Consider the following 26,803-nt stretch of genomic DNA (forward strand, 5'->3'; position numbering starts at 1 on the left):
TTAACATGTCCCTTTTTGGCGCCGTCCTTGATCGGGAATCATTCCCTATCTGCGCCCAGCGAGTGCTCTATTGTTATCTTATGACGCTAACTGATTAAAAAATAATGATTAATTTTCATTTTGTGTTGCCGTAAAGTAATCATGTTGTATTAAAGGGAAATTTTACATGACTAGGGAACAGCTACGCATATTCGCCGCAGTGGTGAGCGAAGGCGGGTTCAGGGCGGCGGCCAAAAAATTCTACCGCAGCCAATCCGCGATAAGCAAAACCATACGTGCGCTGGAGGAGGAAATTGGCTTCCTGTTGTTCCAGCGCGACCGGTACCGCCCCAAACTGACCGAAAAAGGGGAAGCCTTCTCCGGAAAAGTAAACGAACTTCTGGCGAAATTCTCCGATCTTGATTCCTATACTCGCGAACTGGCCATGGGATACGAGCCAGTCATCCGCGTCGCCGTTAATCACATCTGTCCATTGGAGAAAGTGTTGCCGTCTCTGCGCGAATGCGCCGCGCGCTACGCCAATACCCAGGTGGATTTCTACATTGAAACCCTGGAGGGCGCCATGCAGCGTCTACAGGATAACCACGCGGACATCGCCATTACCTATCAGGAGCGCGTGCATGCTTCTCTGGAAGCCGCTCCGTTCAGCCAGATTGTCTTGAAAGTCGTGGCCACGCCGGATTATCTCGCCAACCTGTTGCGCTGCAACAATGGCGAGCCAGATCTCTGCCGAAGCACCCAGATAGTCGTTGAGGACAGCGCCATCAAGCGTCTTGATGAGCGCTATCTGCTGGTGGATAACGGCGGTAAATGGGCGGTCAACGACCACAATCTGAAAAAACGCATGATCCTCGCCGGTCTGGGCTGGGGGCGTCTGCCTTTGCATGAAATCAAAGAAGAGCTGGCCCAGGGCGAGCTGCTGCCGGTGCCTCATATTCCGTGTGACGCTACTGAGAAAGTCGATCTTTATGTGTTGCGCAAATTAGAGAAGCCCCATGGACCCGCTGTGCGCTTCTTATGGGAAAGTCTCACCCGGGCGACGCAGAAAGTTGGCGCGGCTGAGCCGGTCGCGGCAATTTGAGGGAAATATGCCGGTAATGTCGGGGAAAGTATAAGCATCTTCCCTGATAACCGTAATAATCGCGGATACTGACCTACTGGGCCGGCTGCTAAGTTCTGCTGCGCACTCCGGCCCGCCGTCCATGATCAGGGCCGCTCTTCATGCCGGCAGGACGGCGCGCAACAGATTGTTGCCGCGCATCTATGGTCATGACCGCGTCCGGGACCATATTCCAGGGAAAACGTAAGTAAAGGAAGATGTTATGGACGCTGAAAGAGCTGTCGCCAGCGCTCTCTTACGGTTATCGCCGTCATTCGACTCAGCGCGCGCAAGCGCTGGGTATGGCGCAACTGTGGAGGATCGCCTCTTATGAGCACTCTGCAGTATTTGGAAACCATCCAGGGCGATGCGCTGATCACCGCTCGCGAACGTATGAGTTTCGCGAAACTCCGTCAGGAGGCGGATGCGCTTGTCATCCGTTTGAAAAGCTACTCGATTCGTCGTGTGGGCATCCTGGGCGACAATGACGTCGCCTGGATTGTCGCCGATCTGGCCGCCATCCGCGCGGGCGCTCTGTGCGCGCCGCTTCCCCCGACGCTCAGCGATGAGCAGTTGCGTCATGCTATCCGCCAGGCGGGTCTCGAAGCGGTTATCTGCTTTGACTCCGCCAGTGTGCGTTTACGCAAGTTATGGCCGGAAAGCCGTCTATTGCAGGTCGGTGGCCATCAGCTGGCTTTGACCGGTTTATACAGCGATCCCATGGCGGACGTGGACCGGATCGCTTTTCATGTGAATGACGAGAACGTGCTGCGTGGCGTATGCCTGAACCGTCAGACGCTGGACGCCGTGACCGCGTCGGTGTGCGCCAGCGCCAAGCTTACCGCGCAAGATCGCCATTTTTGCCTGTTGCCGCTGACCTCGTTGGCGGAGCGGGTGGCCGGAACCGGCGCCGCCCTGGCGGCGGGCGCGGCGACGATCATGCTTCCCGCCGAACAGTGTGGATTTGGCGCCGCCGTCTTCAATCCGGCGGAACTCTATCGCAGCCTGGTGGATTATCGCGCCTCCACCCTGCTGATCACCCCGGAACTATTAAAACCCCTGCTCAGTTATATGCAGTCCCGTTCTCTGACTCTGGAGACCATGCGCCATGTGACCCTAATAGGCGCTCCCGCCTCCAGGCGTCTGATCAATGCGGCGCGGCGTCAGGGCGCGCCGGTATATGCGGGGTACTGCTTGAACGAAGCTGGCTCAATGGTGTGTTTGAGTACGCCCAAGGCGTATAAGCCAGGCTCTGTGGGAAAACCTTTACCGCACGCGCGAGTGCGTATCAGTGAAGAGGGAGAAGTCATGGTGGGCGGGGCGCTGAGCCTCGGTTACCTGGGCGGCGAGCCGCGTCGCCCCAATGCACAATGGAACAGCGGAGACCTGGGATATATGGACAACGAAGGATTTTTATTTATACGCGGGCGCAAAAAAGATGTGCTGGTGACCGCTGAGGGACGCAGAATCTCCCCGGACTGGATCGAAGCGGAGCTGACCGGAGACCCACAGATCCGGCAGGCGGCGGTATTCGGCGCGGGAAAGTCTAATCTGGTGGCGGTGGTCGTAGCGGAAGACGCGGACGAGCTGACCGCCATTGTGGAAAGGGTAAACCGTCGTTTGCCGGAGTTCGCGCAGATCAAGGCGGTGGTTGGCGCAACCCAGGCGTTCAATGTAGCCAATGGATTGCTGCATTCGTCGGGACGTAAAAATCGCGAGGCCATCCAGCAAACTTATCAAGAAGATATTGACGCGGTGTATGAGTTGCTCGAAGCCACCAAACGCATGGCCTCGCCGAAGGAGGACAGCAAGGCAGGGGAGGCGCTGTCTTGATCCCGTTTCCCGAATATGAAAAGTATGACGCCATTGGGCTGGCGGAGCTGGCGCGCTCTGGAGAGTTGAGCCCCGACGAATTGCTGGAGGCGGCGATCGCTCGCATTGAGTCCCGCAATCCGTTGGTGAACGCGGTGATCAACAAACTTTATGATCAGGCCAGAGCGCAACTTGACCAGTTGCACCCGCAACAGCCTCTATATGGCGCGCCGTTTTTGCTGCAGGACCTGAATGCGGAAGTGCGCAAGACGCCGACGTCCGCCGGCTCACGTTTGTTTTGCTCGCGCCCGGTATTTCATGACTGTGAACTGGTGCAGCGGTATCGACGCGCAGGGTTGGTGATCGCCGGCAAGACCAATACAGCGGAGTTGGGACTGGCGGTGACGACCGAGCCGCAACTCTTTGGCGCTTCCCGTAATCCCTGGGATTTGAGCCGGTCGCCGGGGGGCTCCAGCGGCGGCGCCGCAGCGGCGGTGGCGGTGGGCATGACTCCGGTTGCGCATGCGGTGGATATTGGCGGCTCTCTGCGTGCGCCGGCGGTGTCCTGCGGTCTGTTTGGCTTCAAACCCTCCAGAGGACGGGAACCGGAAGGCCTCACGTGGGGGCGGCGGTTGCAGGGCATGGCGGTGGATCATGTGATCTCCCGCAGCGTGCGTGACAGCGCCATGCTGTTAAGTGTGAGCGCAGGACTGGAGAATACCGAGCAATGCTATCGCCGGGCGCTGACGGGAGCGCGTCGTCCCTTGCGCATCGCCATTTGCGAAAAGCCTTTCTTCAGCGCCACGCTGAATAATGACAGCCTGCTGGCGCTGGATCGCGCCGCCATGGTCTGCGAGGACATGGGCCATGAGGTGATCCAGCATACGCTCAGTCTGGATGAAGAAGAGCTGACGCAGGCCTATTTGACTATCGTGGCGGGAGAAACTGCGCAAATGGTGCGGCAGGTCAGCCCCAGCGGTCGGCCGCGTCGAGGCGACCTGGAGTTGGCGACGCATCTTCTATTCAACCTGGGGCTGAGCAAGACCGCCGCGGAATTCGCCTGGGCGACCCAGGTTATGAATCAGGCGGGACGCAGGCTGGAAGCCTTGTTCCAGCAGTTTGACGTATTGCTCACCCCGGCGATGGCCGGGCCGCCGATGCGCCTTGGCGAGCTGGCCCATACCCAACAGGAGAAGCTGTTGCTGGAGCTGGCGCGCAGTTTTCCGATGACGCCGCTGTTGAATCTGTTGGCGCAGAATATTCGCGCCAGGAGTTTTTCTCTGACCCCGTTCTCTCCTTTGTTCAATATGGGCGGCCAACCCGCCATGATGTTGCCGGTTTGGTGGAATCAGGATGATTTACCCATTGGCGTGCAGTTTGCCGCGGGCATTGGTCAGGAGCGTCTTCTGTTCAGTCTGGCGGCGCAGATGGAGCGGGCCTTGCCCTGGTTTCAGCGACGACCGCCGCTGGCGGAGCCTCCCGATATGACTTCAGCCGCGCATTTGGCGTGGCGTAGAACGCCGGGTTATGACTGGGGAGGTCGGATGGCGGCGGAGGGGTGACGCCTCGCCGCCGTGACAGTGTTGGTTAGCTGGCGGGCGCGTTCAGATCCGGCATGAACAACCGTCTAAAGCGTTCGATCCAGCGACCGATGGGGCCAGCCAGACACACCGGCGCGTCCAGATAAGCGAGGCAGATGCAGTCCTCGTTTTCCAGGGCGCGAGGGCGGTGACGTTGATCCCCGCTGCGAATGACGAAATCGCCTTCTTCATACACGCCCAATTCGTCGGAAAAGCCTCCCTGCAGCACGACGGTCACCTCCTGGCCATAGTGCCCGTGCAGAGGCGCGCGGCCGCCGGCGGAGATCTTTTGCAGACTGAGACGCTGCCGGCCTTTACGCGAGACTTCCAGCACGTACTCGTACACTTTGAACCACTGTTTGCGCCAGCTCACGGCGTTCAAGCCGTCAGGCAGCCAGCGCTGCAGCAGGTCTTCGACGGGTTTTTGCGGCGTCGCTGGCGCGCTTTCCTCCAGATCGATACGCAGCATGATGCGTTCGAATAACGCTTCGCTTAGGTCTTCCTGGGGGAGTTGTTGCAGCATTTCTCCGCCCAGCGCGTTGAAGCGCTGAATGTCGGCGCGGCAGCGGGGGCAGTACTGCAGATGAACGGCGACGCACAGGGCCAGATGCGTTGAGGCGCAGCCCGCGGCGTATTCCATCAGAATGTCATCACTGGGGTGATGTTGGCTCATACTGCTTTTTCCCGTTCCTGCAAAATCACCTTCAGTTTCTGCAGAGCCAGACGGACCCTGCTTTTCACGGTGCCCAGCGGCAGGCTGAGTTCTTCCGCCACCCGCTGATGAGACTTGTCTTCCAGATAGACTTTGGCGATGACGTCTCGTTGTTCTTGCGGCAGATCTCCCAGCGATTGGCGAATATTGCGTACGATGACGGCCTGCTGAAACGCGCCGGTAGGTTCATCTGACCCCGGCAGGCTCCAGAGATAGTCTGTTTCCACCTGGGTTTCCTGGCTGGAGCGTCCCAGTTTACGCAGCAGGTCGATGCGCGCATTACGGGCGATGGCGAACAGCCATGTTGAAGCCGCCGCCTTCTCGCGGTCGAACTGGGCGGCGCGCCGCCACACGTTGACCATGACTTCCTGCACCAGCTCCTCTGCGTGCTCCAGCATACCCTGTTTGATGGCGTATGCCTTTACTTTGGGGGCGAACGCCTGGAACAGTTGACGGAACGCATCCCGGTCCCGCTGTGCGGCTACCGCTTCTATTAAGGGCGCCAGGACATCTCTAGAGGAGGCGGAGTCCTCGCCTGCGTCAGGGTCCTGTTGGTTAGGGTCCATCTTTCGATTAATCGGTAGCACTATGACGTTGTTACTTACCTGCATAGCGTAGCAGCTCCAAAATAAACCGGGCAAATAATGTTCTAAATACGCTGCCAGTGATGTTTTGGATCAGGTCAGTCGAGTGATAGTTAAATTCAGTCGAACAAAGGAAGCAGCGCTTCCTTTATTTCCGTACGCAGCAGAGGAGACCAGGCGAGTCCCAGCTCCCGTTTGATGTCCGGGAATCCCTCAATCTGCGACAGAGGGATGGCGATGATCCCGTCGGGCGCGCTGGCGTCGATGCCCTGTGGAGCCAGGCTGGCGCCGACGCCGGCGGCGACTAGCGCCAGGGCCCACTCTTCATTGTCGGTGCGGGCGGTGATGGTGAAATCCAGCTGATGCCGCTCCGCGAAGGCGCGCCATTGTCCGGACAGATCGCAGAAGGAGCGCTCCACCAATCCAATGCCGTTCAGGTCGCTGACGCCAAGCTGGCCTCGCAGGGACAAGGGATGATCCGCGGGCAGCAACAGGCAGTACTCATCCCGCCAGAGGGGGGTGAATTGGTAGTTTTCCGGGCAGCGGTCGCGGCTGACGATGCGAATATCGGTATTTTCCTCGCCGCGCAGCAGCTCCAACTGCATCCGGGATTGCAGTGGCGTCAAGCGGGCCAGCAGCGCTTTGACGCGCTCCAGGCTGACCACCAGATCCAGGCCAATACGCAGCGGCGGCAACGGGGCGCTTTGCTGGAAATGCTTCACCAGGGCGTCGCTTTGCGCCAATAAGCGGCGGGCCATATGATGCAGTTCACGACCAGCGCGGGTGGTGCGCACGCCCTTTTTGCCCCGTTCCAGCAACAGCGTATCTAATTCGCTTTCCAGCTTACTGACCGCCAGGGAAATGGACGGTTGCGCCACATGACACTGTTCCGCCGCCGCCGTGATGCTGCCGGTCTCCACCGCGGCGACGTAATAACGCAAGGCTCTCAAATCCATACTGGCTCCGTTGTTAGAAAGTTAAGCCTTTGATCTCTTTACTGTTGCGAAGAGAACTCAGGGTAATGGGGCAGGCTGGCGGCGATCAACTCATCATGCGCCGGCACAATGGTCAGATCCGGTTCCTGCTCCTGCAGGGCGTGTAGCTGCGCCACCATGCGCTCTGTCAGGCTGTCGTCATCATTGAGGCTGGCCAGCCAGCGCACGAATCCGGGGCGTGGGCTGGTATCCTGGACCCCTTTCAGGGTCCAGGTGGCGTCGCCGATAAAGAAATACCGGGTCTGCGCGTTCAGAGTCAAATACAGCCCTAACTGACCGCGGGTGTGTCCGGGAATCTCCACCAAGACGACAGACCCGTCGGCGTAGACATCAAGACTGCGCTTGAAACCTTTGAACTCAGTGTCCTCCAGCGTCAGGAAACGCAAGTCGGTATTCGGCCCCTCCAGTTGTGAATGCAGAAAGGCCGGCGGCTTGCCTTGTAAGGCTGCATCGTACTCCTTTTGTTGCACCCAGATGGGAACCCCGGGGAAATCCACCACGCCGCTGGCGTGATCCCAGTGCAGATGGGACAGTACGATCGCCTTCAGGTTATGGGCGTCATAAGCGTTCGCCGCCAACTGGTCGGCGACAGGGACGCCTTTCTCGTAAGCGAACAACGAGCGCGCCCACCAGGGATTCACCTCGAACTGAGCGTCCACCTGACGTCCCAGTCCGGTGTCGTAAAGCAAGTCGCCGTCTGGATGGTGGATCAGCACCGCGCCATGGGATAGCTTGCGTCGGGTGAACCAGCTGCCGCTGGCCACCACCATGGCTTCCTGGGCGCCGCTGGAGGCCCCGGTTTCAATGTAAGAAAAACTGATTTCCTCGGCGCGCCCGGATGGCGCTACCAGGAGCTGTAATACCATGGCCGCCGCAACTGCCTGCAGGCGGCTGATGAAAACTGTGCGTGAGTGAAGACTCCAGAACGTCATGTCTTATTCCTGTGGGTGGGTGTCCCAGCAGAATAAGACAGACGTTTTTATAGTTAAAATATAGTGTTTTTATGCAAAAGCAATAAAAACTATATGGATAAGGCGTGAGTGATCAAGATCAAGGGAACGATACCTGTACGCGCAGCCCGGGCTGCTGGTCCTGCCGATCATCCAAAGAAATGCGCGCCCTGTGCAGATCCGCAATGCGCTGGCAGATGGAGAGGCCCAGTCCGCTGCCGATCTCATTCTGCTGCTTGCCGCGGTGAAATCGCTCCATCGCCTGCTGACGCTGCTCCGGGGGAATGCCGGGACCCTGATCTTCAATCACCAGCGTTTTATCCTTCACTTGCAGTGTGATCTGCGAGTCTTTGGGCGAATAACGCAAGGCGTTGTCCACCAGATTACGCAGCAGGATGCTGAGGGCGGCGGGATTGCCCTGAATCGGCGCACAGGCGTCCGCATTGAACTCTGCGCGGATATTCTTCTCTTCTATCAAGGGCTGTGATTCCCGCAGGATATCCTGACACAGCATGTCTATCTGCACCGGCTGAGCGTCGCTGAGCGCGCGCTCATGATCGAGACGGCTGAGCTGCAACAACTGCTCCACCATGTGAATCAGACGATCCAGTCCGCGCAGGGCTTTGCGCAGGCAGTCGGAAACCGGCTCGGATTGCGCCATTTCCTGGGCGTTCTGCAAATGCACTTTCACTCCGGCGAGAGGAGTGCGTAATTCATGGGCGGCGTCGGCGGTGAACTGGCGTTCGCGGTCCGATGTGGCCTGCAGACGCTGGAACAGGTCGTTGATGGCGTCCACCAGGATGGCGAGTTCCGAGGGATAATTGGCGTCATCCAGTACTTGCAGGTTGGCGTAGTCCCGCTGCTTCAGCTCCTTGGATATGGTGGAAAGAGGCTTCAAAGCCCGCGTGACCGCCCAGCTGACGCCTAGCAGAATGATGGGAATCAGCAGCAGCGACGGCCAAATCACATGCTCGGCGATTTCCTCCGTCAGCTCGCTGCGCACGTCTTCCTGCTGCGCTACCTGAATCCAGATACGCAGATTCTCATCGAACAAGGTAAAGGTGCGCCAGGGCTCGCCATCGACCTGGTCGGAGTTGAAACCCGCCTGATGCCGGGTGAAACCCTGCGACGCGGATTTGGTCTGAATCAACAGCTTGCCGCTCTCGCTCCAGACCTGAAAGGCCAGCTTTTTCTCGTATTTATGACCCAGGGGCGTGTATTCCTCGCCATCGCTCAATCCCGCTTCTTCCCTCTCGTCGATGGCGTAGTCTTCATACACCAGGGCGTCTTGCAGGTGATCCAGGTTGGTCCGCTTCATCTGGCTGGCCAGCAGGCTTTGCAGCATGCGGGCCATTTGCGCCAGCTCGGCGTCGAACAGCTCTTCCACCTGCTCCTGGGAGTCGTGGTAATTGGCCAGAGCGGTGAACAGACCGCCCAGACAGATAATGGCGATCAGTGAAATCAGCAGAAAACGTTTGATGGAGCGCATTATTCCTTCTCGATCATGTAACCCATGCCGCGAACGGTTTTAATCAGGTCGGCGTTGAGCTTTTTGCGCAGGTTGTGAATATGGACTTCCATGGTGTTGCTGGACACATCGTCGGACCAGCCGTAGACAAGCTCTTCCAACTGATCTTTGGACAGCACCCTGCCGCGATGGGAGGCTAGCTCGTACAGGAGCGCATATTCCCTGCGCGACAGGCGCACTTCCTCGTTGTTTTTATACACTTGATAGGAAGAGGGCAGAATGCGGATATTGGCGATCTGTATTTCCGGATGCGCGTTACCGGAGCCGCGTCGGCTCAGCGCGCGCAACCGGGCTTTGAGTTCGCTCACATCAAAAGGCTTTAGCAGATAATCGTCGGCCCCGGCGTCGAGACCTTTGACGCGATCCTGCACCTGGTCACGGGCGCTGAGAATCAGAACCGGTATCTCGTCGCCGCGATCACGCAGGCGCTTCAAGACAGTGAGTCCGTCGATATCAGGCAATCCCAGGTCCAGGATGACGAGATTGAATTGCTCCAGCTTCAGAGCGTGAAGAGCGGCCTCGCCAGAGGCCACCCAGTCCACCGTATTGGCCTGTTGGGTCAAACTGGTTTGGATGCCGTCGGCCAGTAACTCGTCATCCTCCACCAATAAAATGCGCATTGCGCTACATCATGCTCCGTGTTTATTTCATTTTTTTCAGCAGCGCCTGAATTTCGCCGCGACGTCCGGCGTCGGCGACTTGGCGATCAGGGCGCGGCGTCGCCTGCAATGCCTTTTCAAGGTATAGCTTAGCTTGTTTAAGATCGCCTTGCTCTCGCAGATAGTCTCCGTAGAAGAAGTTGGCGTCAATACCATCCGGGTTGATTTCCAGGCCTTTGCGCAACAGTTTGCCGGCTTCCTTGTCGTCGCCGAAGCTGAGCGGCCAGCCTGGCACCTGGTAATACAGCGCGCCGAGACTGGTGTATGCGGAGCCGCCAAAGGCGTTGGCGTTGAGGGTCATGGCCTTTTCGAAGCAGTCCCGGGCCTCTTTCACCAGGGACAGGGCCTTGAGGCCGCCCTTGGCGCCGGCATAGGTGCTGGTGATGACGCCTTTCCAGATCCACACATTAGGATCTTCAGGATGTGCGTCCACCGCCTGATCCGCCTGACCTTTCAGGTTCTGATAACCTTTTTCCTGTTCTTTGGCGTCGACTTCATAACGAACGTGCGCCCAGCCGTGATAAAGGTCTTTGACGTAACCCGCGACCTCTTCCGCATGCGCGGAGGCGGCTCCCAGGGACATGGCTCCGGCTACGATCAGTGCGCGGGCGAAAAGTGTGTATGACATAAAAATTCTCCTCTATTGTTCGGACGCTATGACGTTGTGAGCCAATGGTTCAGGCGTTCTGACGCGCCAGATATTTGCGAATAATGGGCAGCTGCTTGCTGATGGAAGCCGCCACAAGGGCCGGACATAAGGCGTTGAGACGCACAAACAGCTTTTCCGGCCAGCCCAGGTACACCCGTGGAGAGCGTCGAATGATGGCGGCGCAGATTTGCTCCGCCACCCAGTCCGGCTCGTCCATGTGGTTGCCCAGCTCCGCATTCATGGATTCGACGGCGGAGCTGTTGATGGCGGTGCGGGTGGCGCGGGGCGCGACGTACAGCACCTGCATTGGCGAGTCCGCCAGCTCCCGCTGTAAAGCCTCACTGAAACCGCGCATGGCGAACTTGCTGGCGCAATAGGCGGCGAAACCGGGATAGCCGATAGAGCCGAACGTAGAGCCGATATTGACGATGGTGCCCTGCTGAATGCGCAACAGCGGCAGCAGACGTTGGGTCAGCAGCATGGGGCCGGTGACGTTGGCTTCCATCAGAGTGCGGATGCGTTCCGGGCTTTGGTCTTCAAACTCACTGAAATCGCTGACGCCGGCGTTGTTGATGAGCATATTCACCTTGGGCTCCCGCGCCGCCTCTTGAGTGACTATGGAGATCCCAGCCTCCAGGCTGATATCCGCCACGATGCTGCGGCAGCGTCCGCCGTTGGCCAGAATGCGCGCCTGCAGCTTTTGCAGTTTGTCGGCGTTTCTACCTGTGATGACAAGCGCCGCGCCCTGTTTGGCGAGCCGCAACGCCAGAGCTTCGCCAATGCCGCCGGTGGCGCCGGTGAGCAGAATGGTTTTATCTTTAAGCTGCATGGTGACTCTCCTGATTAAGCGCCTCGCTCTCATGGTTGCGAGGCAGGGCGCGGAAGACAGCGCCGTACAGTTCGTAGAAGACCTTGCTGGCGTGGATGATGGCCTGCTGGTCTTCATGGCGCTCGATTTTGTTCATCAGGTCTTCGAAAAAGCAGATATGGTCCTGATCCAGACTGCCGTGGGAGAACAGGTAGCTGAACGCCTGATTAGGCAGTCCCAGCGTTTTCTGAATGATTTCGCCAGCCTGTGTGGCGGTTGTGACGCTGGTGCCTTCCAGCACGTGCACCATGCCGAAAAAGCCCAGTGGGTTGACCCGCATGACGGTGTCATAAGCGTACGCCACCATCAGTTCCGTGGTCAGATGCGGACGACTGCGTCGCACCTCTTCCTTGTCGCCGCCGCAAACGGCGATGTCGTTCAGAATCCACTCTTGATGGCCGCATTCTTCCTCAATGTATTCCGCCACCGCTTCCCGCAGCCATTCATAGTGCTCCGGCAGACGCCCGCCGCAACTCATCAACAGAGGCACAGTGTGTTTGACGTGGTGGTAGGCCTGAGTCAGGAACGCGACATACTGACTCAGTGTAATTTCGCCGCGCAGCGCATCCTGGATAATCGGGCTGGACAGCAGTCGGTTGCGTTCCTGTTGGGTTTCCGCCTGCAGACGTTGGTAAAAGCTCATGGCATGCTCCTGGTGAAAGGCTGGGAAGATTGAAATAAGTCGTTGAGACGGTCCTTGTGCCGGGCGGCGATGACGCATCTGCGCACCCGGCCGTTGGCGGTAAGTTGACCGTTGGCGGCGCTGAAGGGAGCGTCGCTGATAATGATGCTGCGCACCTGGGCGTAATCCGGCAGGCGCTGATTAACCTGCGCCACCGCCTGCATCAACAGGTCATGGCCGATGTCAGGTCTGGCGGGCGTCACCACGGCGACATTGAAAGGCTCGCCATCGCCGAATAACGCGGCCTGGGCGATGCAGGGTGCGGATAATAGCTCGCTTTCCACCCATTCCGGCGACAGATTGCGGCCAAATGCGGTGACGATCAGGTTTTTCTTTCTGCCTTCGAGATAAAGGAAGCCATCTTCGTCCAGTCTGCCGATATCCCCTGTGTGCACCGCTTCCGAGGTCTGGAGAGGCTCTCCCAGGTAGCCGCAATAGGCGGCGCCGGCGACAATGATTTCTCCGTCATCGGCGAAGGACAGACTAACGTGAGACAAGGGTTTGCCTACGCTGCCGGGACGTGACGCCGACGGACGGTTGAGGCTGACCACGGACGCGCATTCGGACAAACCGTAGCCCTCGTACACAGGGACGCCCAGTTGCGTCGCCTGAGCGTGCAGGACGGGCGATACTTTGGCGCCTCCTACTGCGACGAATTGCAGTTTTTCCAAACGCAGTTGGTCGCCCGCAATGAGAAACAACATCGCCTTCAGCAACTCCGGCGTGAGAATCAGCGTTTGCGGATCCCAGCGTTGCAGTGTCTGCGCCCACTGCGTCAGATCCAGTCCGCTGGAGCCGCTTAGTCCCAGACTGGCGAGCCCGGGGGCGATAACCCTGCCGCCTTTATATAGCGCGACATATACTCCCGCGATGTTTTCCAGCAAGGTGGCCAACGGCAGCGTACACAAGTGGCCGATGGGGTCATCGATTTCAACGGCTTCCGCCAGACTCAGCATCACGGACTCCAATGCGGCGGCGCTCAAACGGGCGCCTTTGGGCTGACCAGTGGAGCCGGAGGTGTAAGTGACTTTGATGATATCTTCGGCGGTCTCTTGAGCAGGCGATGTAGCCTGGGTCGCTACCGCGTACAGGCCCAGGTCCGCATCCAGGACTACCGCATCCGCGGTTGGCGACTGCGCGGCCTGCACGATCACCGTTTCAATGGCGGCGTCGTTGAGCAAGTGTTCCCGCTGGGTTGCGGAGAAAAACAGAGGCACGGGTATCAATGTGACGCCAGCGTGTAAACATGCCAGATCGGCGCAGATCCAGGCAGGCCCATTGTCCGCCTCCAGCGCCAGGCGGCGAACGCCCAGATCCTGCAGTTTGCGGGACAGATTTTCTACCGTGCGCCATAGCGTCTCATAAGTCAGCGCCCCTTTTTCATTCTCCAGCGCGACTTGGGTGGGCGTGGTCTGCGCGTGTTCGCGCAGGCGTTGTATTAAGGCGTTTGCAGTCATGCAAGCTCTCCCTGCGTTAGTCAGTCTTCATGTTCCGGTTGTGGACAGCGCTCCAGAACCTTCGCCATCACCGGGTTGCTGATCAGGTGGTGGATGCCGTGTGGAATGGAAATGGCCATAACCGTAGGGGATTTGTCGTAGTAGCTGCCCCAATCGGCGGCGTCCTGGCTTAAGGCTTCCGGCTTCGCTTTGGCGAGTTCGATCATGGGCAGGTCAAAGCGACGGAAGCTGTTCAACAGTTCTGGAATAACGGTCAGGGTCAGCCACTGATATTTGCGTTCGGAAAAGTAGCGGCCCAGCACCAGAATCAGGCGGCGCAGCGCTCCCTGGGTCGTGGACGCCAGATTGCCCACTTCAATAATCCCGCTGCGTGAACAGGGTGCGCCCTGAATCTGCGCCAGAACCTGTTCGATGGGCGCATCCAGATATTGCTCCAGAAACAGCGGCCGGAACTGGGCGCTTTGATAGCCCAGGACGGAGATCAGCCTGTCCTGCTCATAGCAGAGAACAAAGTTTTCCATGAAGTAACGGATGCTGGCGCCGTACTCCTGATCAAAGCGTTGACGGATGAATGATTCGGCGACAGCTCGCGAACGATGTCCTGGTCCGACATGGATATAACGATTGTCGATAGCCGTTGTCGCCTCAGGGGCGGGAAGTGTGTCCGGTTGCTGCATAAAGCCTCCTCGTGGATGTCTCTATGCAGGTTAATTTGGCAAGCTTAAGGAACCCTTAAGTGAAAAATATTTTTCTTTGAGTATGAGAACCCGTGAACTTTTCAGAAACGGCCCGGTCAAATCAATCGTTGTCGCAAAACTGGGACGACAAAAAAATCTCAATCACTATTTTCTGCTTAAGGATACTCTTATGAACCAATCACAAAAGAAACTCACTGGCGCTGCTCTGGCTATCGCTGCTGCTGGATTTTTCGGTACTGCTGCGCTGACTTCCACTACTGCAGTAGCAGCGGAAGCCCAGGTTCATTGCTGGGGCGTTAACAGCTGCGCCGGTCACAATGACTGTAAAACCGCTAACAACGATTGCAAAGGTATGGCCAGCTGTCAGGGCCAAGGTTTCCTGAGCATGACTGCGGACGAGTGCAAAGCGAAAGGCGGCACAGTTAAGTAATCGCGGGGCCTGTTGACCGTTGATATGCGCTGGTCCGGCGGTGACGCCGGACGCGCCTTTTCAGGAAAACGGTCTATATTGTTTTCGACTTCTTATTTCATCACGACGCATTGAATCTCTATGAATACCCGTCCCGCTTTTTCCGGTTTTGGTCTAGGGCTCAGGCCCGATTACTACACCCATATTCTGGAAACCAGACCGCAGGTGGACTGGTTTGAGATCATCAGCGAGAACTACATGGTTGAGGGCGGCAAACCGCTGTATTTCCTTGACCGTATTCGTGAACACTATCCCCTGGCGATGCATGGCGTGTCTCTGTCCATCGGCTCAACCGCCGCGTTGGATATGGGTTATTTAACTCGCCTGAAAGCCTTAATCGAGCGGGTGAATCCGCTGTGGGTGTCCGACCATCTCTGTTGGACCGGTCTTAGCGCCCATAATTCCCATGATCTTTTGCCGCTGCCTTATAACGCTGAGAGCGTGCGTCATGTGGCGGAGCGGGTAAAGCAGGTGCAATCGTTTTTAGGACGCCGCATTGTCCTGGAAAACTTATCCAGCTATGTGAATTTCAGTGAGTCCGACATGACGGAGTGGGAGTTTGTCGCCGCCGTCGCCGAGGAAGCGGACTGCTGGCTGTTGCTGGACATCAATAACATATACGTGAGCGCGCGCAATCATCAGTTTGACGCACTGACTTATATGAACGGCATTCCCCAGGATCGGGTGATTCAGTTTCATGTCGCCGGCCATTCTGATTATGGCGACTATATCGTCGATACCCATGACGCTCCGGTGGCGGACCCGGTATGGGAGCTTTATCGATTGGCGGTGCGCCGTTTCGGCAAAGTCTCGGCGATGATCGAGCGGGATGACAATATGCCCGAGTTTTCAGAGCTGATGAGCGAACTGGCGACATTACGCCGTATTGCGGAAGCGGAGTTCCCGCAACTGGAAACGGTGCGGAGCGAGGCGGCCTATGTCTGATTTATCCCGGCTGCAACACGATTTCCTGACAGCGATTAGTGCGCAGGAGGGCGGCTCGGTGGATTCTGCGTTGAGCGCGGGACCATTAAGCGCGGCGCAACGTATCGAAATTTATCGCAACGCCTATTTCACCCAGCTGATCGGTGTGTTGTCGGAAGATTATCCTACCGTGCGCGGACTACTGGGTGATGACGCCTTCAAGCAGATGAGTCGCGACTTTATTATTCTGCATCCATCCTCCAACACCTCGGTGCGCTGGTTCGGCGAGGCATTGCCGGATTATCTGGCGTGCACGGACCCCTATAGCCGTCATGGCGTGCTGGCTGAACTGGCGGAATGGGAGCGCCTGTTGCGTCTTATGTTTGACGCCGGCGACGCGCAGCCCATCGACATGACGGCGTTTCAGTCGATTGCGCCGGAGGCCTGGCCGACCTTGCGCTTTGATTTCATCCCGGCGCTGACGCTGCATCGCCATCGCTTCAATACCGCGCCGATCTGGAAAGCGTTGAAAGAAGAACTGACGCCGCCGGAACCTCAGGTTTTGGAGCAAGAGGAAACCTGGCTATTGTGGCGTTCAGAGTGGGTGACCTTGTTTCGTTCCCTGGCGGTGGATGAAGCCGCCGCCATTACAGCGGTGAGCGAAGGCGCTAATTTCGCTGATTTGTGTGAGCTGTTATGGGAGTGGCATGGCGACGCGGCGGCGCAACGAGCGGCGCAGTTGCTACAAAGCTGGACTCAGGCCGGGCTGCTGCAGGGACTCACGCAAGAGACGTGACAGGTCCCAGAAATGCAAAAGGCGACCGAGGTCGCCTTTCCAGGTGAGGGATCAACCACTTAGTGGTGGTGACCGCCTTCGCCGTGAACGTGGCCGTGAGACATTTCTTCTTCAGTCGGCTCACGCATTTCCATCACTTCTACGTCAAAATGCAGAGTTTGGCCCGCCAGAGGGTGGTTGGCGTCGATAGTGGCGGTGTCGTCGGACACTTCCATTACCACAATGACGCGCGCGCCGCCGGCAGTCTGTGCATGGAACTGCATGCCAGGCTCAACTTTCTCTACGCCTTCGAAAGCTTCCAACGGAACGACCTGAACCAGTTCAGCAGAGTATTCGCCGTAAGCGTCGGCAGGGTCGACCGATACTTTTTTCTTGTCGCCAGCGGACAGTTCACGCAGGGCGTTTTCCAGTCCCGGGATAATGTTCTGCGCGCCTTCCAGATAGGCCAATGGCTCGCCGCCGACGGAGCTGTCGATCACTTCGCCGTCGTCGTTAGTCAAAGTGTAGTGAATGCTCACAACCCGGGGTTTGATATCAGACATAAAAGCACCTTTAAGGTTTGGTGAGGTGGTTGAGCACGCCGCCGTGGGCGTTCCCTCGTGTGTTTCCGCCTCGTTATCGTAAAACTCAATCGGACCGGGTTTAAAAGCGCAGATAGGCAACTGGCGTTAAAACAAGGGAACGATATTCAGAGTTAAGTTGGAGCGGTCCCATTGTCAAAAGGGGACCGCCTGCCGTACCCGCCAGTCTAGTGAGGTTATGCCCAGTTCTCAAGGGCCGCCGGACAATCCGCGGAGGATAGATTGCGGCAGGCGCTGAGGCGTTTGCAGCAGCGCCGCTTACATGGATGATTCCAACTGATATTTATCCAGAACCTTCTGGGCTTCGCCGTCTTTATATAGCTGCCGCAGAGTCTTGTTGAACTTGTTGATCACTTTGCGCGACGTATGGCCTTTCACGAAGCCGACATAGTAGTTGATCGACTTATGGTTCCAGGCGAAGCGAATATTCTTGAGGCCCAATTGGCGCAGAATTTCAAAGCCGACATCGCGGTTGGAATAGACCGAATCCACTTTTTTATCGCTCAGCATACGGAAAGACACCAGATCGTCTTTCGCCAGCACGATTTTCATCGTGGGCATGGCGGTGCCAATGGTCTCCAGCGTTTTGGACGTGTTGGAAGGACCGAAGACGCCAACCTGATGTTCGGAAAAGTTATATAGCGTCGAGTACTGCCGGGTGTCGCTTTCGTTAACAAAGAAGCCGTAACTGGTTTTCAGGATGGGCAGGGAATAATGCAGCCATTCGCTGCGCTGATCATTCCATCCGATGACATAGAGGCCGTCCACCTGCTTTTCCTTGGCCTGTTGCTGGGCGATTGTCCAGTCCAACAGATTGAACTCGCATTGGATCTCGGAGGATTTACAGATGAGTTTTACCAGCTCTGTGCCTGGGCCGGCGACTTCGCCTTTTTCGAGATAGGTGAAAGGTCTGAAATCCTGCGTGTTGAAGATCAGCTTGTCTTCAGCGGAAGCCAGCGTCGCCGCCCCCATGCACAGAGCGGTTAGGGCCGCAGTTAGGATTTTCATTATTGCCTCCGGGTATGTGAATATTGCTTGTTATTATTTCATGTTATTCCCGACGGTTGTATTTCCTTGTTTTATATAATTATTTGTTATGTTTTTCTGTCTCATCAGTCAGCAAAAAAGGGGGTAGTGGGATCTACCCCTGAATATCCGCGAGAGTCTGCGGATGTTTGCGAATCTCGTTACGCTCTCCCTAACGCCTCCGTTAGTTATGCGCCGTTTAGTTGTATCCCTGCAGCTTGTCGATATATTCCGGCAGGAACAAAGAAATCTGCGGCACGTACGTAATCAAAATCAGGAAGCCCAGGAGGAGGCCCAGCCAGGGCAGGGCGGCGCGAATAACCCAACCGATGGAGCGATTGGTGATGCCCGCCGTCACAAATAAGTTTAGTCCTACTGGCGGCGTTAGCATGCCTATTTCCATGTTCACCACCATAATAATGCCAAGGTGTATCGGGTCGATGCCCAACTGGGTGGCGATGGGGAACAGAATCGGCGCCATGATCAGCAGAATGGCGGAAGGCTCCATGAAGTTGCCCGCCATCAGCAGCAGAATATTCACCACAATCAAGAAGCCCCAGGCCGGCAAGCCCCACTCTACGATGGTCGCGGCGATGGCCTGTGGAATGCCTTCGGAGGTCAGCACGTGGGCGAACAGCATGGCGTTGGCGATGATGAACAACAGCATCAGACTGACCTTGGCGGCATCCAGCACCACATGACGCACTTCTTGATTCACCACTGACTTAGGCAGCGCCAAAGCGCACTGCAGGGTGTTGCGAATCACTGCGCTGGGAATCGCTTCGCCTTGGTTGCGCCAAGCGACGTTTTTCAGAGGGCCGATATCGCGATAGCCGATGACGGCGATCAGGTACGCGTATACCGCCGCTACCGCCGCCGCTTCCGTCGGGCTGGCGACGCCGCCGTAAATAGAGCCCAGGACGATCACGATCAGCATGAGTCCGCCCATTGCGACAACGCCTGTTTTCACCAGCGTTTTAACGCCTGGGAACGGCTGCGAGGGCAACTTCTTGATACGGGCGGCGATATAGATGGCGATCATCAGAATGCCGCCCATCATCAGACCGGGAATCAAGCCCGCCATGAACATGCGCGCGGCGGAGACTTCCGTCGCCGCAGCGTATACCAGCATGACGATGGAAGGCGGGATCAGAATCCCCAGTGTGCCGGCGTTGGCGATAAGACCAGCGCCGAAACTTTGCGGATAGCCCGCACGCACCATGCCTGCGATGACGATAGATCCGATCGCCGCCACGGTGGCGGGTGAAGACCCGGATACCGCTGCGAACAGCATACAGGCCATGACGGACGCCATACCCAGGCCGCCGCGAATGTGGCCCACGCTGCTGACGGCGAAATCAATCAGACGACGCGCCACGCCGCCGGTGGAGAGAAACGCCGAAGACAGAATAAAAAACGGAATCGCCAACAACGTATAGTGGCTTGAAGTCGCCTCAAACATCTTCAATGCAATGGAGGCGAGCGACGTGTCCGGGGCGAAAAACAAAATCGTGACAATACTGGACAGGCCCAACGCCACGGCGATCGGCATGCCCATCAGCATGCAGGTGAACAGCAGGATGAATAATACGGCGGCGGTCATGAGCGGTTACCTTGCGCTTGAGAGGAGGAGTCCGCCGTCTCATCGGCGAGATGCATGCTTTCTTTGGCTTCATCCACGAACTCAAAGCCGTTGGATTTGCCAGTGATGATTCCCCACAGCAATTGCAGAAAACGAATAGCCAGCAGGATGAATCCAATAAACAGAATGCTTTGCGCGACCCAGCGAGGCACAGGAATATCGCTCAGCTCAATGCCGATCTTGTACATCTTGGCGAGATAGATCCAGCCGCCGTACAGGAACAGTCCGCAATAGACCAGACACATCACCACCGTGAGGGCGGCCACCGCGCGGCGCGGACCGCTGGGCAGCAGTTTTACGAAAGCGTCCACGCCAATGTGCGCGTTCACCCTGACGCCGTAGGAAGCGCCAAACAACACCATCCAGGCGCCCAAATACAGGGTGGCCTCTTCCGCCCACAACAGGCCGGTGTTGAAAAAGAAACGAAGCATGGTTTCCGAGAACACCAGCAGGGTCATGGATACCAACAACAGACACAGAACGCTTTCTTCAAAGCGATGGACGATTCGACCAAACATGATGGGACCTAATTCTGGTTATTGTACGGCTTAAAACGGTTCTACAGCTCGAATAACAAAAGTATAGGAGCAACCTGGCGGTTGCTCCTTTTCTACGAGAGGGTTATTGATTGGAAGCTTCAGCGGCTTTGATCAGGTCTGCGCCGATTTCCTTCTCGAACTTCTTCCAGACGGGTTTCATTGCGTCAACCCACTGCTTGCGTTCTTCAGGAGTCAGAGACGATACCTTGGTGCGACGGGAAGCAATGATGGCTTCTTTATCGCTGTTGTCTTTCTCCGCGGCGATGCTGTTGCCGTAGGCGATGGACTCATCCAGGCTCTTCTTGATGGTGTCGCGCATGTCGTCAGGCAGATCCATCCAGAACTCTTTAGAGGTCACCACCAGGTAGTCCAGCAGACCATGGTTGGATTCAGTGATGTTGTCCTGAACTTCGTAGAACTTCTTGGAGTAGATATTGGACCAGGTGTTTTCCTGACCATCGATAGCGTTGGTTTGCAGCAAGGTGAACACTTCAGAGAACGGCTTTTTCACCGGAACCGCTTTAACGGCCTCGAATTGCGCAGCCAGTACGTCGGAAGTCTGGATACGGAATTTCTTACCAGCGATGTCAGCAGGAACGCGAATAGGGGCGTTCGCGGACAGTTGCTTCATACCGTTATGCAGGTAGCCCAGGCCAACCAGACCTTTACGCTCCAGCGCGGACAGCAGTTCCTGACCGGCGGGGCCATTCTGGAAGCGCTCTACCGCCGCCATATCCTGAAACAGGAAAGGCAGATCGAACACTTGCAGTTTCTTGGTGTAGTTGTCGAACTTGGACAGGGAAGGCGCGGCCAATTGCACGTCGCCCAGCAGCATAGCTTCCAATACGTTGTCGTCGCCGAACAACTGAGAGTTGGGGAATACTTTTACTTCAACTTTGCCGGGCAGGCGTTCTTCCACCAATTGCTTGAATTTAATCGCCATCTGTCCTTTGGGGGTGTTTTCCGCCACAACGTGGGAAAACTTGATCTGGATGGGAGCAGCGAAAACAGAGAAAGACAGCGTAGCGCCAACAAGGGCGGTCAGGAGTTTTTTGAAACGCATGTTATACCTCGCATGTTGTTTTTGTTGGGTTTAGGCGAAAGCCATAGTCGATTACATAAGAGCAACCTCCGGGCCAATTTCTGCTTTAACGTGAAATTTTAGTAATAACAGTGTGTTACTGGGATTTGTCAGAAAAGCGGGATTTTTAAATGGGTGGAAATCCACCCATTTACCTGGTCGGCGGTGGGCGGGAATCCGCATATTTTTCTCCGGTGGAATTGCGGAGACAGTGTCGGAGGGCAAGTCTGAACGCTTAAATCCTGGCGCAACAAACTATGGAAGAGGGAGAACGGCTGAAGTTCTGTAGCGTAATCAATGGACGGTCAGGTAATAACCATCCTATCCCCATGTGATTCTGTGAGTAACGCCTCACAGAATCACATGGGGCAGATAGCGGGAAAGGTCCTGCGTCACAAGGGCTTTATCCTCTCTGACTGAGATCCCCGCCGGTTGATCGTTCACCAGCCAGGAGCCGATCAGCGTGTAGTTTTCACCGAACTTGGGGAGAGGGTGGTAGGCCTGAAAGATAAAGCCTTCCTCGCCATAAGGGCCGTCCGTATCGAAGAGTACTTCGCCGTCGCGATACAGAGCCACATTGGCGCCTTCGCGGGAGAATATCGGTTTTTTCACCAAATCCACCCCTGGCGCATGCTCGACTTCATCTTCGAAATAAGCCGGCAGCAAATTAGGGTGATTCGGGAACATTTTCCACAACATCGGCAGTAGCGCTTTATTGGACAGCACAGACTTCCACAAGGGCTCAATCCAGCGCGTTGGATTCTGCAGAATCAGCGGCGCGAATTCCTCCCGCTGCATGAACTCCCAGGGATACAGCTTGAACATCAGCTCAATCACCCGGTCATCCAGGTCGGTGAATTCTCCGTTCTCGCCCTGTCCTATATCGTCAATATAGATAAAGCGGTTGGGAATGCCGGCTTCTGCGGCGCAGTCCTGCAGGTACTGAATCGTCCCGCGATCTTCTTCAGTGTCTTTGCAGCAACTGAAGTAGAACTCCGGCCCGTCGGTTTGCGCATAGATTTCAGCGAGCCTGCGCACCAGCTTTTCCTGCAGGGAATTGAACTGGTCGCAAGCGCGGGGTAAGCGTCCATTACGCACGCTTTCCTCCAGCCACAACCATTGCCAGAAGCCGGACTCATACAGACTGGTGGGCGTATCGGCGTTGTTTTCATACAACTTGGCGGGGGTGCGGCCGTCGTAAGCGAAATCGAGGCGCGAATACAGACTGGGCTGTTGGTCGCGCCAGGAAGCGCGCACGGCTTCCCAGAACATTTCAGGGATACTGAACTTCCGCAACAGGCGCTCGTCCTCCACCACACGGTCGACCACTTCCAGACACATCTGGTGGATGTCCGCCGTGGGATCTTCGAGCCCGGTTTCTATCTGCTCCAGAGAGAACTGATAGTAAGCGCTCTCGTCCCAATAGGCCTCGCCATGCATGGTGTGAAACTGGAAGCCGTATTCATGGGCGAGATCACGCCAATGGGCCCGCTCCTGGATCGGAATGCGCAGCATAGCTTAACCGCCCCAGCTGCTTCTTGAACTGGAGCTGGACTTGGAAGAGCTGCTCCAGGAAGACTTGGCGTTCACTGTCGAGCCGAAGCCGCCGCGGGAAATGGTCCGCGTCACCGCTGGCTTGGGTTGAAACGCTTTGTTGTCCACCGTGACTTTGCGGTTGTAGGTGCTGCCATAGCGATAGCCGTCGGATGTCACCCAGCTGCCGTAAAACGGCGAGCCGCGATAATAGGAGGTGAACACCGGCTGGTAATCATAACGGCGGTTCGAGTCCAGAATCTTGGCGAACATGAAACCGGCCATGGCGGGCATAAACCAGCTCTGACCTGAGCTGCCCTGGTAGCTGGTGCAGGCGTTTGCGCCGAACTCCGCTTCACAGTCCCGCATGGACATATATTTGGGCGCGGTCTCATTCGCCCGCTTCAGCGCTTGCTGGTACGCCGCTTCACATTCTGAGGCATAGCTTGGGTTTTCATTAATGCACTCGCTCATGTCTTTATAAACCTGAGCTTCGCGAGTATCCGAGCAGGCGGTGAGCGTGACGCCGGCGACAGCGACAGTGATGGGCCGCAGCAGAAAGCTCTGGCCGTTCTTCTTCATCCTGTCCAGATTAATTTCTTTCGTACGCTTCATTCCACTGCTCCTTAGTAGGTCATGCAAGCCGCGTTCAGGATGCCGACCGCCACGGAAAATCCGCCCAGTACGACGCCTGCGGACACTTCGCCGTCGGTGATGCGCTGCACGATTTTAGGCATGAAGATAAAGCGGATGATGGCGAAGGCGACGACCTGGGCAATCAACGCCACGGCCGCCCAGACCCAGAAATCCAACAGGGATACGGAGTTGGAGGCGGCTCCGGCGAGTGCGACGGAAAAACCAATCACAGCGCCGATAAGGCCTGTCGCGGCGGCGACGCTTTTATCTTCTTTGACCAGCTTCCACTCGTCGTGAGGCGTAATCAGGGTATACAGGAATTTGAACACCAACAGCAGGACTAATGAGGAAGAAAAGTAAATCGCAAAATTCGTTAGGCCTAACAGCGAATGTGCGATAGCGTCCATGGACAGCTCCTTCTTTAATAATTATGAGGTATTGTGGGTTGAGGAGGATAAATGCGGGAGCCCGCATTTATCCGATGATAACGATGTCCGCTGGCCGCAGATTAATGCCAGTAGACAGCACCAGACAGCGGTCGGCGCGGTTATCGATGATTTTTTCTTCGCCGCAGACCATAAGAAACTCGTCCAGGTCCTCATTCACGGATCTTTCATACAGCATGGCGAACTGATCTGTTTCAGTGACTTCGCCAGCTTCGGTCGTGGTTTTTTCCGTCATAGCCACGGGAGGCGACGCTTCTCCCACACTTTCCCAAACACGTTGGAAGCGATGGCCTTCAATACTGTATTCGGGCTGGCTGATCTGGGAGTTGATCAACATATCCCAGTCCGCCTGACTGCCAACGGCGCGGGTTTCGTAGTAGTACCAGAGCTTGACGTCTTCAATATGGTTTTCCGTCATGCCGCCGTTCAACACCACCTGAATGAAGCCGTCGTCGTCGGTGTAGAAGCGCAGCAGGGTGCTGCTGGCGTCCAACTGCACCTGACCTACCGCCTGAATTAACTGGGTTTTGGCTGCGCCTTCGAAAATCACGGAAGGCTCTATCAGTCGTAGTCTGAGTTGGTCGAGTTCGAATGCGCCGCCGAGGCGTAAGCCCATGATTTCCGGTGCGGAAGGGGACTTAGGTTCATCTTTTTTGAAAAACTTGCTAAACACAGAGTTTCTCCCAATCAAGTCCATCGATGCGTTCGTCCGCGATGTAGTAAATCGTGGTTCCCGGCGCAACCGTATGGCTCATAGGTGGATTCAAAGTAACGGCCCCTTTGCCGTCGCCGACGGCAATCAGGATCGCATCATAACGTTCTTTTAGCGGCAGAAACAAATCCCGCAGCGGGACGCTATTGGCTTCAGCCGGATATTTTATGGAGTACTGCGTCATGCCGTCCTGCACGTTCAGCAGGTCCTGATGCAGCGCGCTGGAGCCGGGATGCATGGCGGACTTCGCCAGCAACTCAACGTCCACTGACGGCGTGCATTCTATGTTGGGGCAATGAACTTTCAACAGGCGGCTCAGATTGTCGTCGTTGAAATAGGCGATCATGTGAGCGTCTTTGTTGCGACTGGAGCAATAGAGGGCGGCGGTCATGGTGACGTCGTCTTCCGGGGCGTCGATGATGATGGTGGACGCGCGCTCCAGGCAGGCCATGCTCATTTGCTCGTCGTTGTTATAGCTTTCAACTCTGACGAAGCCGATTTCCTCTGGCATTGGATTTTCAATATCCGCTTTGGCGCAGAGAACTATCTGGCGGGTTTCCTCACTGCCGAGTTGCTCACGCAACAGGAGCCGGATCAAGTGCAGCGTGCGTCTTTCGTTCCAGCCGATGACGAGAATATGATTGTCGCAATCAAGTTGTTTCAAACCTTTCACTCCCTTTTTCCAGTGGTAGGAGGCGAATACAGCGACTCTGCCTACGAATAACGCAAATAAACTCAGACCGAATGGAATGATGAATATGGAGACGGCGATCTTGCCGCCGGAGGTTTGTGGAGAGAAGTCTCCATATCCGACAGTGGATGCGGTGACGACGAGCCAATAAGCAAAATCCGGCAGAGACAGTAAATCCGTCTCGCCGGACAAATAAAGAAAGAAATAACTTAGTCCCACGTAGGAAAGCAATGCGATGGCGACTCCTTGCCATCGCAGCTCCATAAAGTGTCGGATAAAGATTCTCTTAATCTTATTTATTATTAGCATCGGACGAACTCTTAAACTCAGTTTCCTCCGAGTATACGCGCCAGTTCGTCGTCTGCGTTAGCGTTGGAGCCGTTAATGCCAGCCGCCTTCAGTTTTGCGTCCAGAGAGTCGCCGCTTTCTTCTGAAGCCAGCTCTTCCGCTGCATCCAGCTCGGCCGAACGTTGGTTCTGGCGGCTTTGAATGCGTTGCAGCGATTCCGCAGCCGTCTTCATTTTGCTGTTGGCGCCCATGTGACGGGAAGACACAGCGACTTGCGCTTTTTGTACGGACTCAGTTGCTTTCACCATGTCGATTTGCTGCTCCATGCGACGCAGGTTGGACTTGGCTTGCGAAATATTGCGACGCAACGTCTGTTCAGACTGATTGAACTGATCCACGTATTTCTGCTCAGCGTCCATTTGGTCGCGTAGCTCAACCACTTTCTGCGCGCATTCCAGCGCCAGGTTGCGGTCGCTGTCCGCTGCTTTGCGGGCATGGCTTTCGTATTCAGCGATAGACGCTTTCAGGCTCGCCACTTTCTGGTCGGCCAGCTTTCTTTTCGCCATGATCTGGGTCAGTGCGTGATCGGACTTACGCAACTCTTCTTTGGCTTCACGGATTTCCTGGTCCAGAATGCGCAGCGCTTGACTGTCTACAACCGCTTCCGCCGCTTCGTTGGCTCCGCCTTTGATGGCGGTCACTAATTTTTTCCAAACGCTCATAATTCAACTCCGTTAACAAGATGGTTCTGGTACGCGTCCAAAAACGCTTCAACGTTTTGGAACAACATATCAACCTCGATCAGGATGCTTTCTTCTTTGGATTGGGCCGACAGGGCGCCGAAAGCCATGTAATAGTCCTCGCCTTCCACATTGGTGATGCCAATGGTGGTGAGAGGGAATATTTGATGCGTCTTCAGAATGTCGTCATTCAGAAGTGCGCAATCTTTAACTTGGCCTTTTGCAAACAGCAGAGACTCGACAATAATTTGTTCGCCGCTGATCGCGAGATAGGCGTCGATGCCGTCGCTATTAGTAATGCACAGGCAGGTCGCTTCTCTGGTGACTGCGTAGTCATCGCGTTGACTCAAAAGGCTTTCCAGCTTTAAGAGATCCCAGCTCATTTTGTTCTCCTATTAATTTTTACCCCGATTGAAGGCTTGTAGA

29 protein-coding genes are annotated in these 26,803 nt (G+C 56.2%); 6 read left to right on the plus strand and 23 right to left on the minus strand.

Translation table 11 applies throughout. From position 1 onward, the window contains the following. Positions 1-166 precede the first annotated feature (166 nt). From ONV78_RS03850 to ONV78_RS03860, 3 genes are all read left to right on the plus strand, one after another. On the plus strand, positions 167-1,081 hold the full coding sequence (locus tag ONV78_RS03850; RefSeq protein WP_279501261.1) for a LysR family transcriptional regulator: 915 nt from the start codon (positions 167-169) through the stop codon (positions 1,079-1,081). A gap of 348 nt (positions 1,082-1,429) precedes the next feature. Further along, entirely contained in the window at positions 1,430-2,932 is a 1,503-nt protein-coding gene (locus ONV78_RS03855; protein ID WP_279501263.1) for an AMP-binding protein, read from the plus strand. After that, the gene (locus tag ONV78_RS03860) at positions 2,929-4,473 is read left to right on the plus strand and encodes an amidase (protein WP_279501264.1); all 1,545 of its coding nucleotides are present in this window, start codon (positions 2,929-2,931) and stop codon (positions 4,471-4,473) included. Before ONV78_RS03855 ends, ONV78_RS03860 begins: the two co-directional genes overlap by 4 nt. A 25-nt stretch (positions 4,474-4,498) precedes the next feature. Here the strand turns inward: ONV78_RS03860 and ONV78_RS03865 are convergent, their stop codons facing one another. The 11 genes from ONV78_RS03865 to ONV78_RS03915 all read right to left on the minus strand — a co-directional run bounded on the left by ONV78_RS03865 (position 4,499) and on the right by ONV78_RS03915 (position 14,252). Continuing rightward, positions 4,499-5,164 carry a ChrR family anti-sigma-E factor gene (locus ONV78_RS03865; RefSeq protein ID WP_216736105.1) on the minus strand — a complete coding sequence of 222 codons (666 nt, stop codon included), beginning with the start codon at positions 5,162-5,164 and terminating at the stop codon, positions 4,499-4,501. After that, on the minus strand, positions 5,161-5,814 hold the full coding sequence (locus tag ONV78_RS03870; RefSeq protein WP_210408475.1) for a sigma-70 family RNA polymerase sigma factor: 654 nt from the start codon (positions 5,812-5,814) through the stop codon (positions 5,161-5,163). The genes ONV78_RS03865 and ONV78_RS03870 overlap by 4 nt, the downstream gene beginning before the upstream one ends. 92 nt (positions 5,815-5,906) lie before the next feature. Beyond that, positions 5,907-6,743 (minus strand): LysR family transcriptional regulator, encoded by an 837-nt coding sequence (locus ONV78_RS03875; protein ID WP_279501267.1) that lies wholly within the window; start codon positions 6,741-6,743, stop codon positions 5,907-5,909. Between the two features lie 38 nt (positions 6,744-6,781). Beyond that, the gene (locus tag ONV78_RS03880; protein ID WP_279501269.1) at positions 6,782-7,714 is read right to left on the minus strand and encodes an MBL fold metallo-hydrolase; all 933 of its coding nucleotides are present in this window, start codon (positions 7,712-7,714) and stop codon (positions 6,782-6,784) included. A 118-nt stretch (positions 7,715-7,832) separates the two neighbouring features. After that, positions 7,833-9,221: an ATP-binding protein gene (locus tag ONV78_RS03885; protein ID WP_279501271.1), complete on the minus strand. Its 1,389-nt coding sequence runs from the start codon at positions 9,219-9,221 to the stop codon at positions 7,833-7,835. After that, positions 9,221-9,880, minus strand: coding sequence for a response regulator (locus ONV78_RS03890; protein ID WP_127974035.1), 660 nt, complete (start codon positions 9,878-9,880; stop codon positions 9,221-9,223). The genes ONV78_RS03885 and ONV78_RS03890 overlap by 1 nt, the downstream gene beginning before the upstream one ends. A 22-nt stretch (positions 9,881-9,902) precedes the next feature. Next, positions 9,903-10,547: a hypothetical protein gene (locus ONV78_RS03895; protein ID WP_279501273.1), complete on the minus strand. Its 645-nt coding sequence runs from the start codon at positions 10,545-10,547 to the stop codon at positions 9,903-9,905. Between the two features lie 49 nt (positions 10,548-10,596). Continuing rightward, complete coding sequence (locus ONV78_RS03900) at positions 10,597-11,397, minus strand: SDR family oxidoreductase (protein WP_279501275.1); 801 nt, start codon at positions 11,395-11,397, stop codon at positions 10,597-10,599. Continuing rightward, positions 11,387-12,079, minus strand: coding sequence for an iron-containing redox enzyme family protein (locus tag ONV78_RS03905; RefSeq protein ID WP_216736112.1), 693 nt, complete (start codon positions 12,077-12,079; stop codon positions 11,387-11,389). The genes ONV78_RS03900 and ONV78_RS03905 overlap by 11 nt, the downstream gene beginning before the upstream one ends. Then, a complete protein-coding gene (locus tag ONV78_RS03910; protein ID WP_279501279.1) occupies positions 12,076-13,575 on the minus strand; it encodes an AMP-binding protein in 1,500 nt (499 codons plus the stop codon). The genes ONV78_RS03905 and ONV78_RS03910 overlap by 4 nt, the downstream gene beginning before the upstream one ends. Positions 13,576-13,595: 20 nt before the next feature. Further along, on the minus strand, positions 13,596-14,252 hold the full coding sequence (locus ONV78_RS03915; protein WP_279501280.1) for a thermostable hemolysin: 657 nt from the start codon (positions 14,250-14,252) through the stop codon (positions 13,596-13,598). A gap of 190 nt (positions 14,253-14,442) precedes the next feature. On the opposite strand from ONV78_RS03915, the gene ONV78_RS03920 reads away from it, so the two are divergent. From ONV78_RS03920 to ONV78_RS03930, 3 genes are all read left to right on the plus strand, one after another. Then, on the plus strand, positions 14,443-14,703 hold the full coding sequence (locus ONV78_RS03920) for a hypothetical protein (protein ID WP_279501281.1): 261 nt from the start codon (positions 14,443-14,445) through the stop codon (positions 14,701-14,703). A 120-nt stretch (positions 14,704-14,823) separates the two neighbouring features. Then, on the plus strand, positions 14,824-15,687 hold the full coding sequence (locus ONV78_RS03925) for a DUF692 domain-containing protein (protein WP_279501282.1): 864 nt from the start codon (positions 14,824-14,826) through the stop codon (positions 15,685-15,687). Then, on the plus strand, positions 15,680-16,462 hold the full coding sequence (locus tag ONV78_RS03930; RefSeq protein ID WP_279501285.1) for a DNA-binding domain-containing protein: 783 nt from the start codon (positions 15,680-15,682) through the stop codon (positions 16,460-16,462). The genes ONV78_RS03925 and ONV78_RS03930 overlap by 8 nt, the downstream gene beginning before the upstream one ends. A 59-nt stretch (positions 16,463-16,521) precedes the next feature. Here the strand turns inward: ONV78_RS03930 and ONV78_RS03935 are convergent, their stop codons facing one another. The 12 genes from ONV78_RS03935 to ONV78_RS03990 form a co-directional block, all read right to left on the minus strand. After that, positions 16,522-17,004 (minus strand): peptidylprolyl isomerase, encoded by a 483-nt coding sequence (locus ONV78_RS03935; protein ID WP_127974026.1) that lies wholly within the window; start codon positions 17,002-17,004, stop codon positions 16,522-16,524. 297 nt (positions 17,005-17,301) lie between these two features. Next, positions 17,302-18,051: a transporter substrate-binding domain-containing protein gene (locus ONV78_RS03940; protein WP_216736117.1), complete on the minus strand. Its 750-nt coding sequence runs from the start codon at positions 18,049-18,051 to the stop codon at positions 17,302-17,304. Positions 18,052-18,268: 217 nt separating this feature from the next. Further along, entirely contained in the window at positions 18,269-19,672 is a 1,404-nt protein-coding gene (locus tag ONV78_RS03945; RefSeq protein WP_127974024.1) for a TRAP transporter large permease subunit, read from the minus strand. After that, positions 19,669-20,229 carry a TRAP transporter small permease gene (locus ONV78_RS03950; RefSeq protein ID WP_279501288.1) on the minus strand — a complete coding sequence of 187 codons (561 nt, stop codon included), beginning with the start codon at positions 20,227-20,229 and terminating at the stop codon, positions 19,669-19,671. The genes ONV78_RS03945 and ONV78_RS03950 overlap by 4 nt, the downstream gene beginning before the upstream one ends. A gap of 103 nt (positions 20,230-20,332) precedes the next feature. Further along, a complete protein-coding gene (locus ONV78_RS03955) occupies positions 20,333-21,313 on the minus strand; it encodes a TRAP transporter substrate-binding protein (RefSeq protein WP_216736118.1) in 981 nt (326 codons plus the stop codon). Positions 21,314-21,682: 369 nt separating this feature from the next. Beyond that, positions 21,683-22,846 carry a glutathionylspermidine synthase family protein gene (locus ONV78_RS03960; RefSeq protein WP_279501290.1) on the minus strand — a complete coding sequence of 388 codons (1,164 nt, stop codon included), beginning with the start codon at positions 22,844-22,846 and terminating at the stop codon, positions 21,683-21,685. Positions 22,847-22,849: 3 nt separating this feature from the next. Beyond that, on the minus strand, positions 22,850-23,479 hold the full coding sequence (locus ONV78_RS03965) for a DUF1190 family protein (protein WP_127974019.1): 630 nt from the start codon (positions 23,477-23,479) through the stop codon (positions 22,850-22,852). A gap of 11 nt (positions 23,480-23,490) precedes the next feature. Beyond that, positions 23,491-23,907 (minus strand): DUF350 domain-containing protein, encoded by a 417-nt coding sequence (locus ONV78_RS03970; RefSeq protein WP_216736120.1) that lies wholly within the window; start codon positions 23,905-23,907, stop codon positions 23,491-23,493. A 67-nt stretch (positions 23,908-23,974) separates the two neighbouring features. Continuing rightward, a complete protein-coding gene (locus ONV78_RS03975; protein ID WP_279501294.1) occupies positions 23,975-24,619 on the minus strand; it encodes a YjfK family protein in 645 nt (214 codons plus the stop codon). Continuing rightward, positions 24,612-25,613, minus strand: a complete 1,002-nt coding sequence (locus ONV78_RS03980) for a potassium channel family protein (protein ID WP_279501296.1) — start codon at positions 25,611-25,613, stop codon at positions 24,612-24,614. The genes ONV78_RS03975 and ONV78_RS03980 overlap by 8 nt, the downstream gene beginning before the upstream one ends. Before the next feature lie 62 nt (positions 25,614-25,675). Further along, positions 25,676-26,359, minus strand: a complete 684-nt coding sequence (locus tag ONV78_RS03985) for a PspA/IM30 family protein (protein WP_216736123.1) — start codon at positions 26,357-26,359, stop codon at positions 25,676-25,678. Further along, entirely contained in the window at positions 26,356-26,760 is a 405-nt protein-coding gene (locus tag ONV78_RS03990; protein WP_011400283.1) for a YjfI family protein, read from the minus strand. The genes ONV78_RS03985 and ONV78_RS03990 overlap by 4 nt, the downstream gene beginning before the upstream one ends. Positions 26,761-26,803: the final 43 nt, after the last annotated feature.

It is taken from the genome of Hahella sp. CR1, assembly GCF_029813005.1.
Classification (GTDB): Bacteria; Pseudomonadota; Gammaproteobacteria; order Pseudomonadales; family Oleiphilaceae; genus Hahella.

Bases quoted from the DNA above. Each gene is read 5' to 3' on its own strand.
- ONV78_RS03850 (WP_279501261.1), top strand. From the start codon at position 167: ATGACTAGGGAACAGCTACGCATATTCGCCGCAGTGGTGAGCGAAGGC.
- ONV78_RS03855 (WP_279501263.1), top strand. From the start codon at position 1,430: ATGAGCACTCTGCAGTATTTGGAAACCATCCAGGGCGATGCGCTGATC.
- ONV78_RS03865 (WP_216736105.1), bottom strand. From the start codon at position 5,164: ATGAGCCAACATCACCCCAGTGATGACATTCTGATGGAATACGCCGCG.
- ONV78_RS03870 (WP_210408475.1), bottom strand. From the start codon at position 5,814: ATGCAGGTAAGTAACAACGTCATAGTGCTACCGATTAATCGAAAGATG.
- ONV78_RS03875 (WP_279501267.1), bottom strand. From the start codon at position 6,743: ATGGATTTGAGAGCCTTGCGTTATTACGTCGCCGCGGTGGAGACCGGC.
- ONV78_RS03880 (WP_279501269.1), bottom strand. From the start codon at position 7,714: ATGACGTTCTGGAGTCTTCACTCACGCACAGTTTTCATCAGCCGCCTG.
- ONV78_RS03885 (WP_279501271.1), bottom strand. From the start codon at position 9,221: ATGCGCTCCATCAAACGTTTTCTGCTGATTTCACTGATCGCCATTATC.
- ONV78_RS03890 (WP_127974035.1), bottom strand. From the start codon at position 9,880: ATGCGCATTTTATTGGTGGAGGATGACGAGTTACTGGCCGACGGCATC.
- ONV78_RS03895 (WP_279501273.1), bottom strand. From the start codon at position 10,547: ATGTCATACACACTTTTCGCCCGCGCACTGATCGTAGCCGGAGCCATG.
- ONV78_RS03900 (WP_279501275.1), bottom strand. From the start codon at position 11,397: ATGCAGCTTAAAGATAAAACCATTCTGCTCACCGGCGCCACCGGCGGC.
- ONV78_RS03905 (WP_216736112.1), bottom strand. From the start codon at position 12,079: ATGAGCTTTTACCAACGTCTGCAGGCGGAAACCCAACAGGAACGCAAC.
- ONV78_RS03910 (WP_279501279.1), bottom strand. From the start codon at position 13,575: ATGACTGCAAACGCCTTAATACAACGCCTGCGCGAACACGCGCAGACC.
- ONV78_RS03915 (WP_279501280.1), bottom strand. From the start codon at position 14,252: ATGCAGCAACCGGACACACTTCCCGCCCCTGAGGCGACAACGGCTATC.
- ONV78_RS03920 (WP_279501281.1), top strand. From the start codon at position 14,443: ATGAACCAATCACAAAAGAAACTCACTGGCGCTGCTCTGGCTATCGCT.
- ONV78_RS03925 (WP_279501282.1), top strand. From the start codon at position 14,824: ATGAATACCCGTCCCGCTTTTTCCGGTTTTGGTCTAGGGCTCAGGCCC.
- ONV78_RS03930 (WP_279501285.1), top strand. From the start codon at position 15,680: ATGTCTGATTTATCCCGGCTGCAACACGATTTCCTGACAGCGATTAGT.
- ONV78_RS03935 (WP_127974026.1), bottom strand. From the start codon at position 17,004: ATGTCTGATATCAAACCCCGGGTTGTGAGCATTCACTACACTTTGACT.
- ONV78_RS03940 (WP_216736117.1), bottom strand. From the start codon at position 18,051: ATGAAAATCCTAACTGCGGCCCTAACCGCTCTGTGCATGGGGGCGGCG.
- ONV78_RS03945 (WP_127974024.1), bottom strand. From the start codon at position 19,672: ATGACCGCCGCCGTATTATTCATCCTGCTGTTCACCTGCATGCTGATG.
- ONV78_RS03950 (WP_279501288.1), bottom strand. From the start codon at position 20,229: ATGTTTGGTCGAATCGTCCATCGCTTTGAAGAAAGCGTTCTGTGTCTG.
- ONV78_RS03955 (WP_216736118.1), bottom strand. From the start codon at position 21,313: ATGCGTTTCAAAAAACTCCTGACCGCCCTTGTTGGCGCTACGCTGTCT.
- ONV78_RS03960 (WP_279501290.1), bottom strand. From the start codon at position 22,846: ATGCTGCGCATTCCGATCCAGGAGCGGGCCCATTGGCGTGATCTCGCC.
- ONV78_RS03965 (WP_127974019.1), bottom strand. From the start codon at position 23,479: ATGAAGCGTACGAAAGAAATTAATCTGGACAGGATGAAGAAGAACGGC.
- ONV78_RS03970 (WP_216736120.1), bottom strand. From the start codon at position 23,907: ATGGACGCTATCGCACATTCGCTGTTAGGCCTAACGAATTTTGCGATT.
- ONV78_RS03980 (WP_279501296.1), bottom strand. From the start codon at position 25,613: ATGGAGCTGCGATGGCAAGGAGTCGCCATCGCATTGCTTTCCTACGTG.
- ONV78_RS03985 (WP_216736123.1), bottom strand. From the start codon at position 26,359: ATGAGCGTTTGGAAAAAATTAGTGACCGCCATCAAAGGCGGAGCCAAC.
- ONV78_RS03990 (WP_011400283.1), bottom strand. From the start codon at position 26,760: ATGAGCTGGGATCTCTTAAAGCTGGAAAGCCTTTTGAGTCAACGCGAT.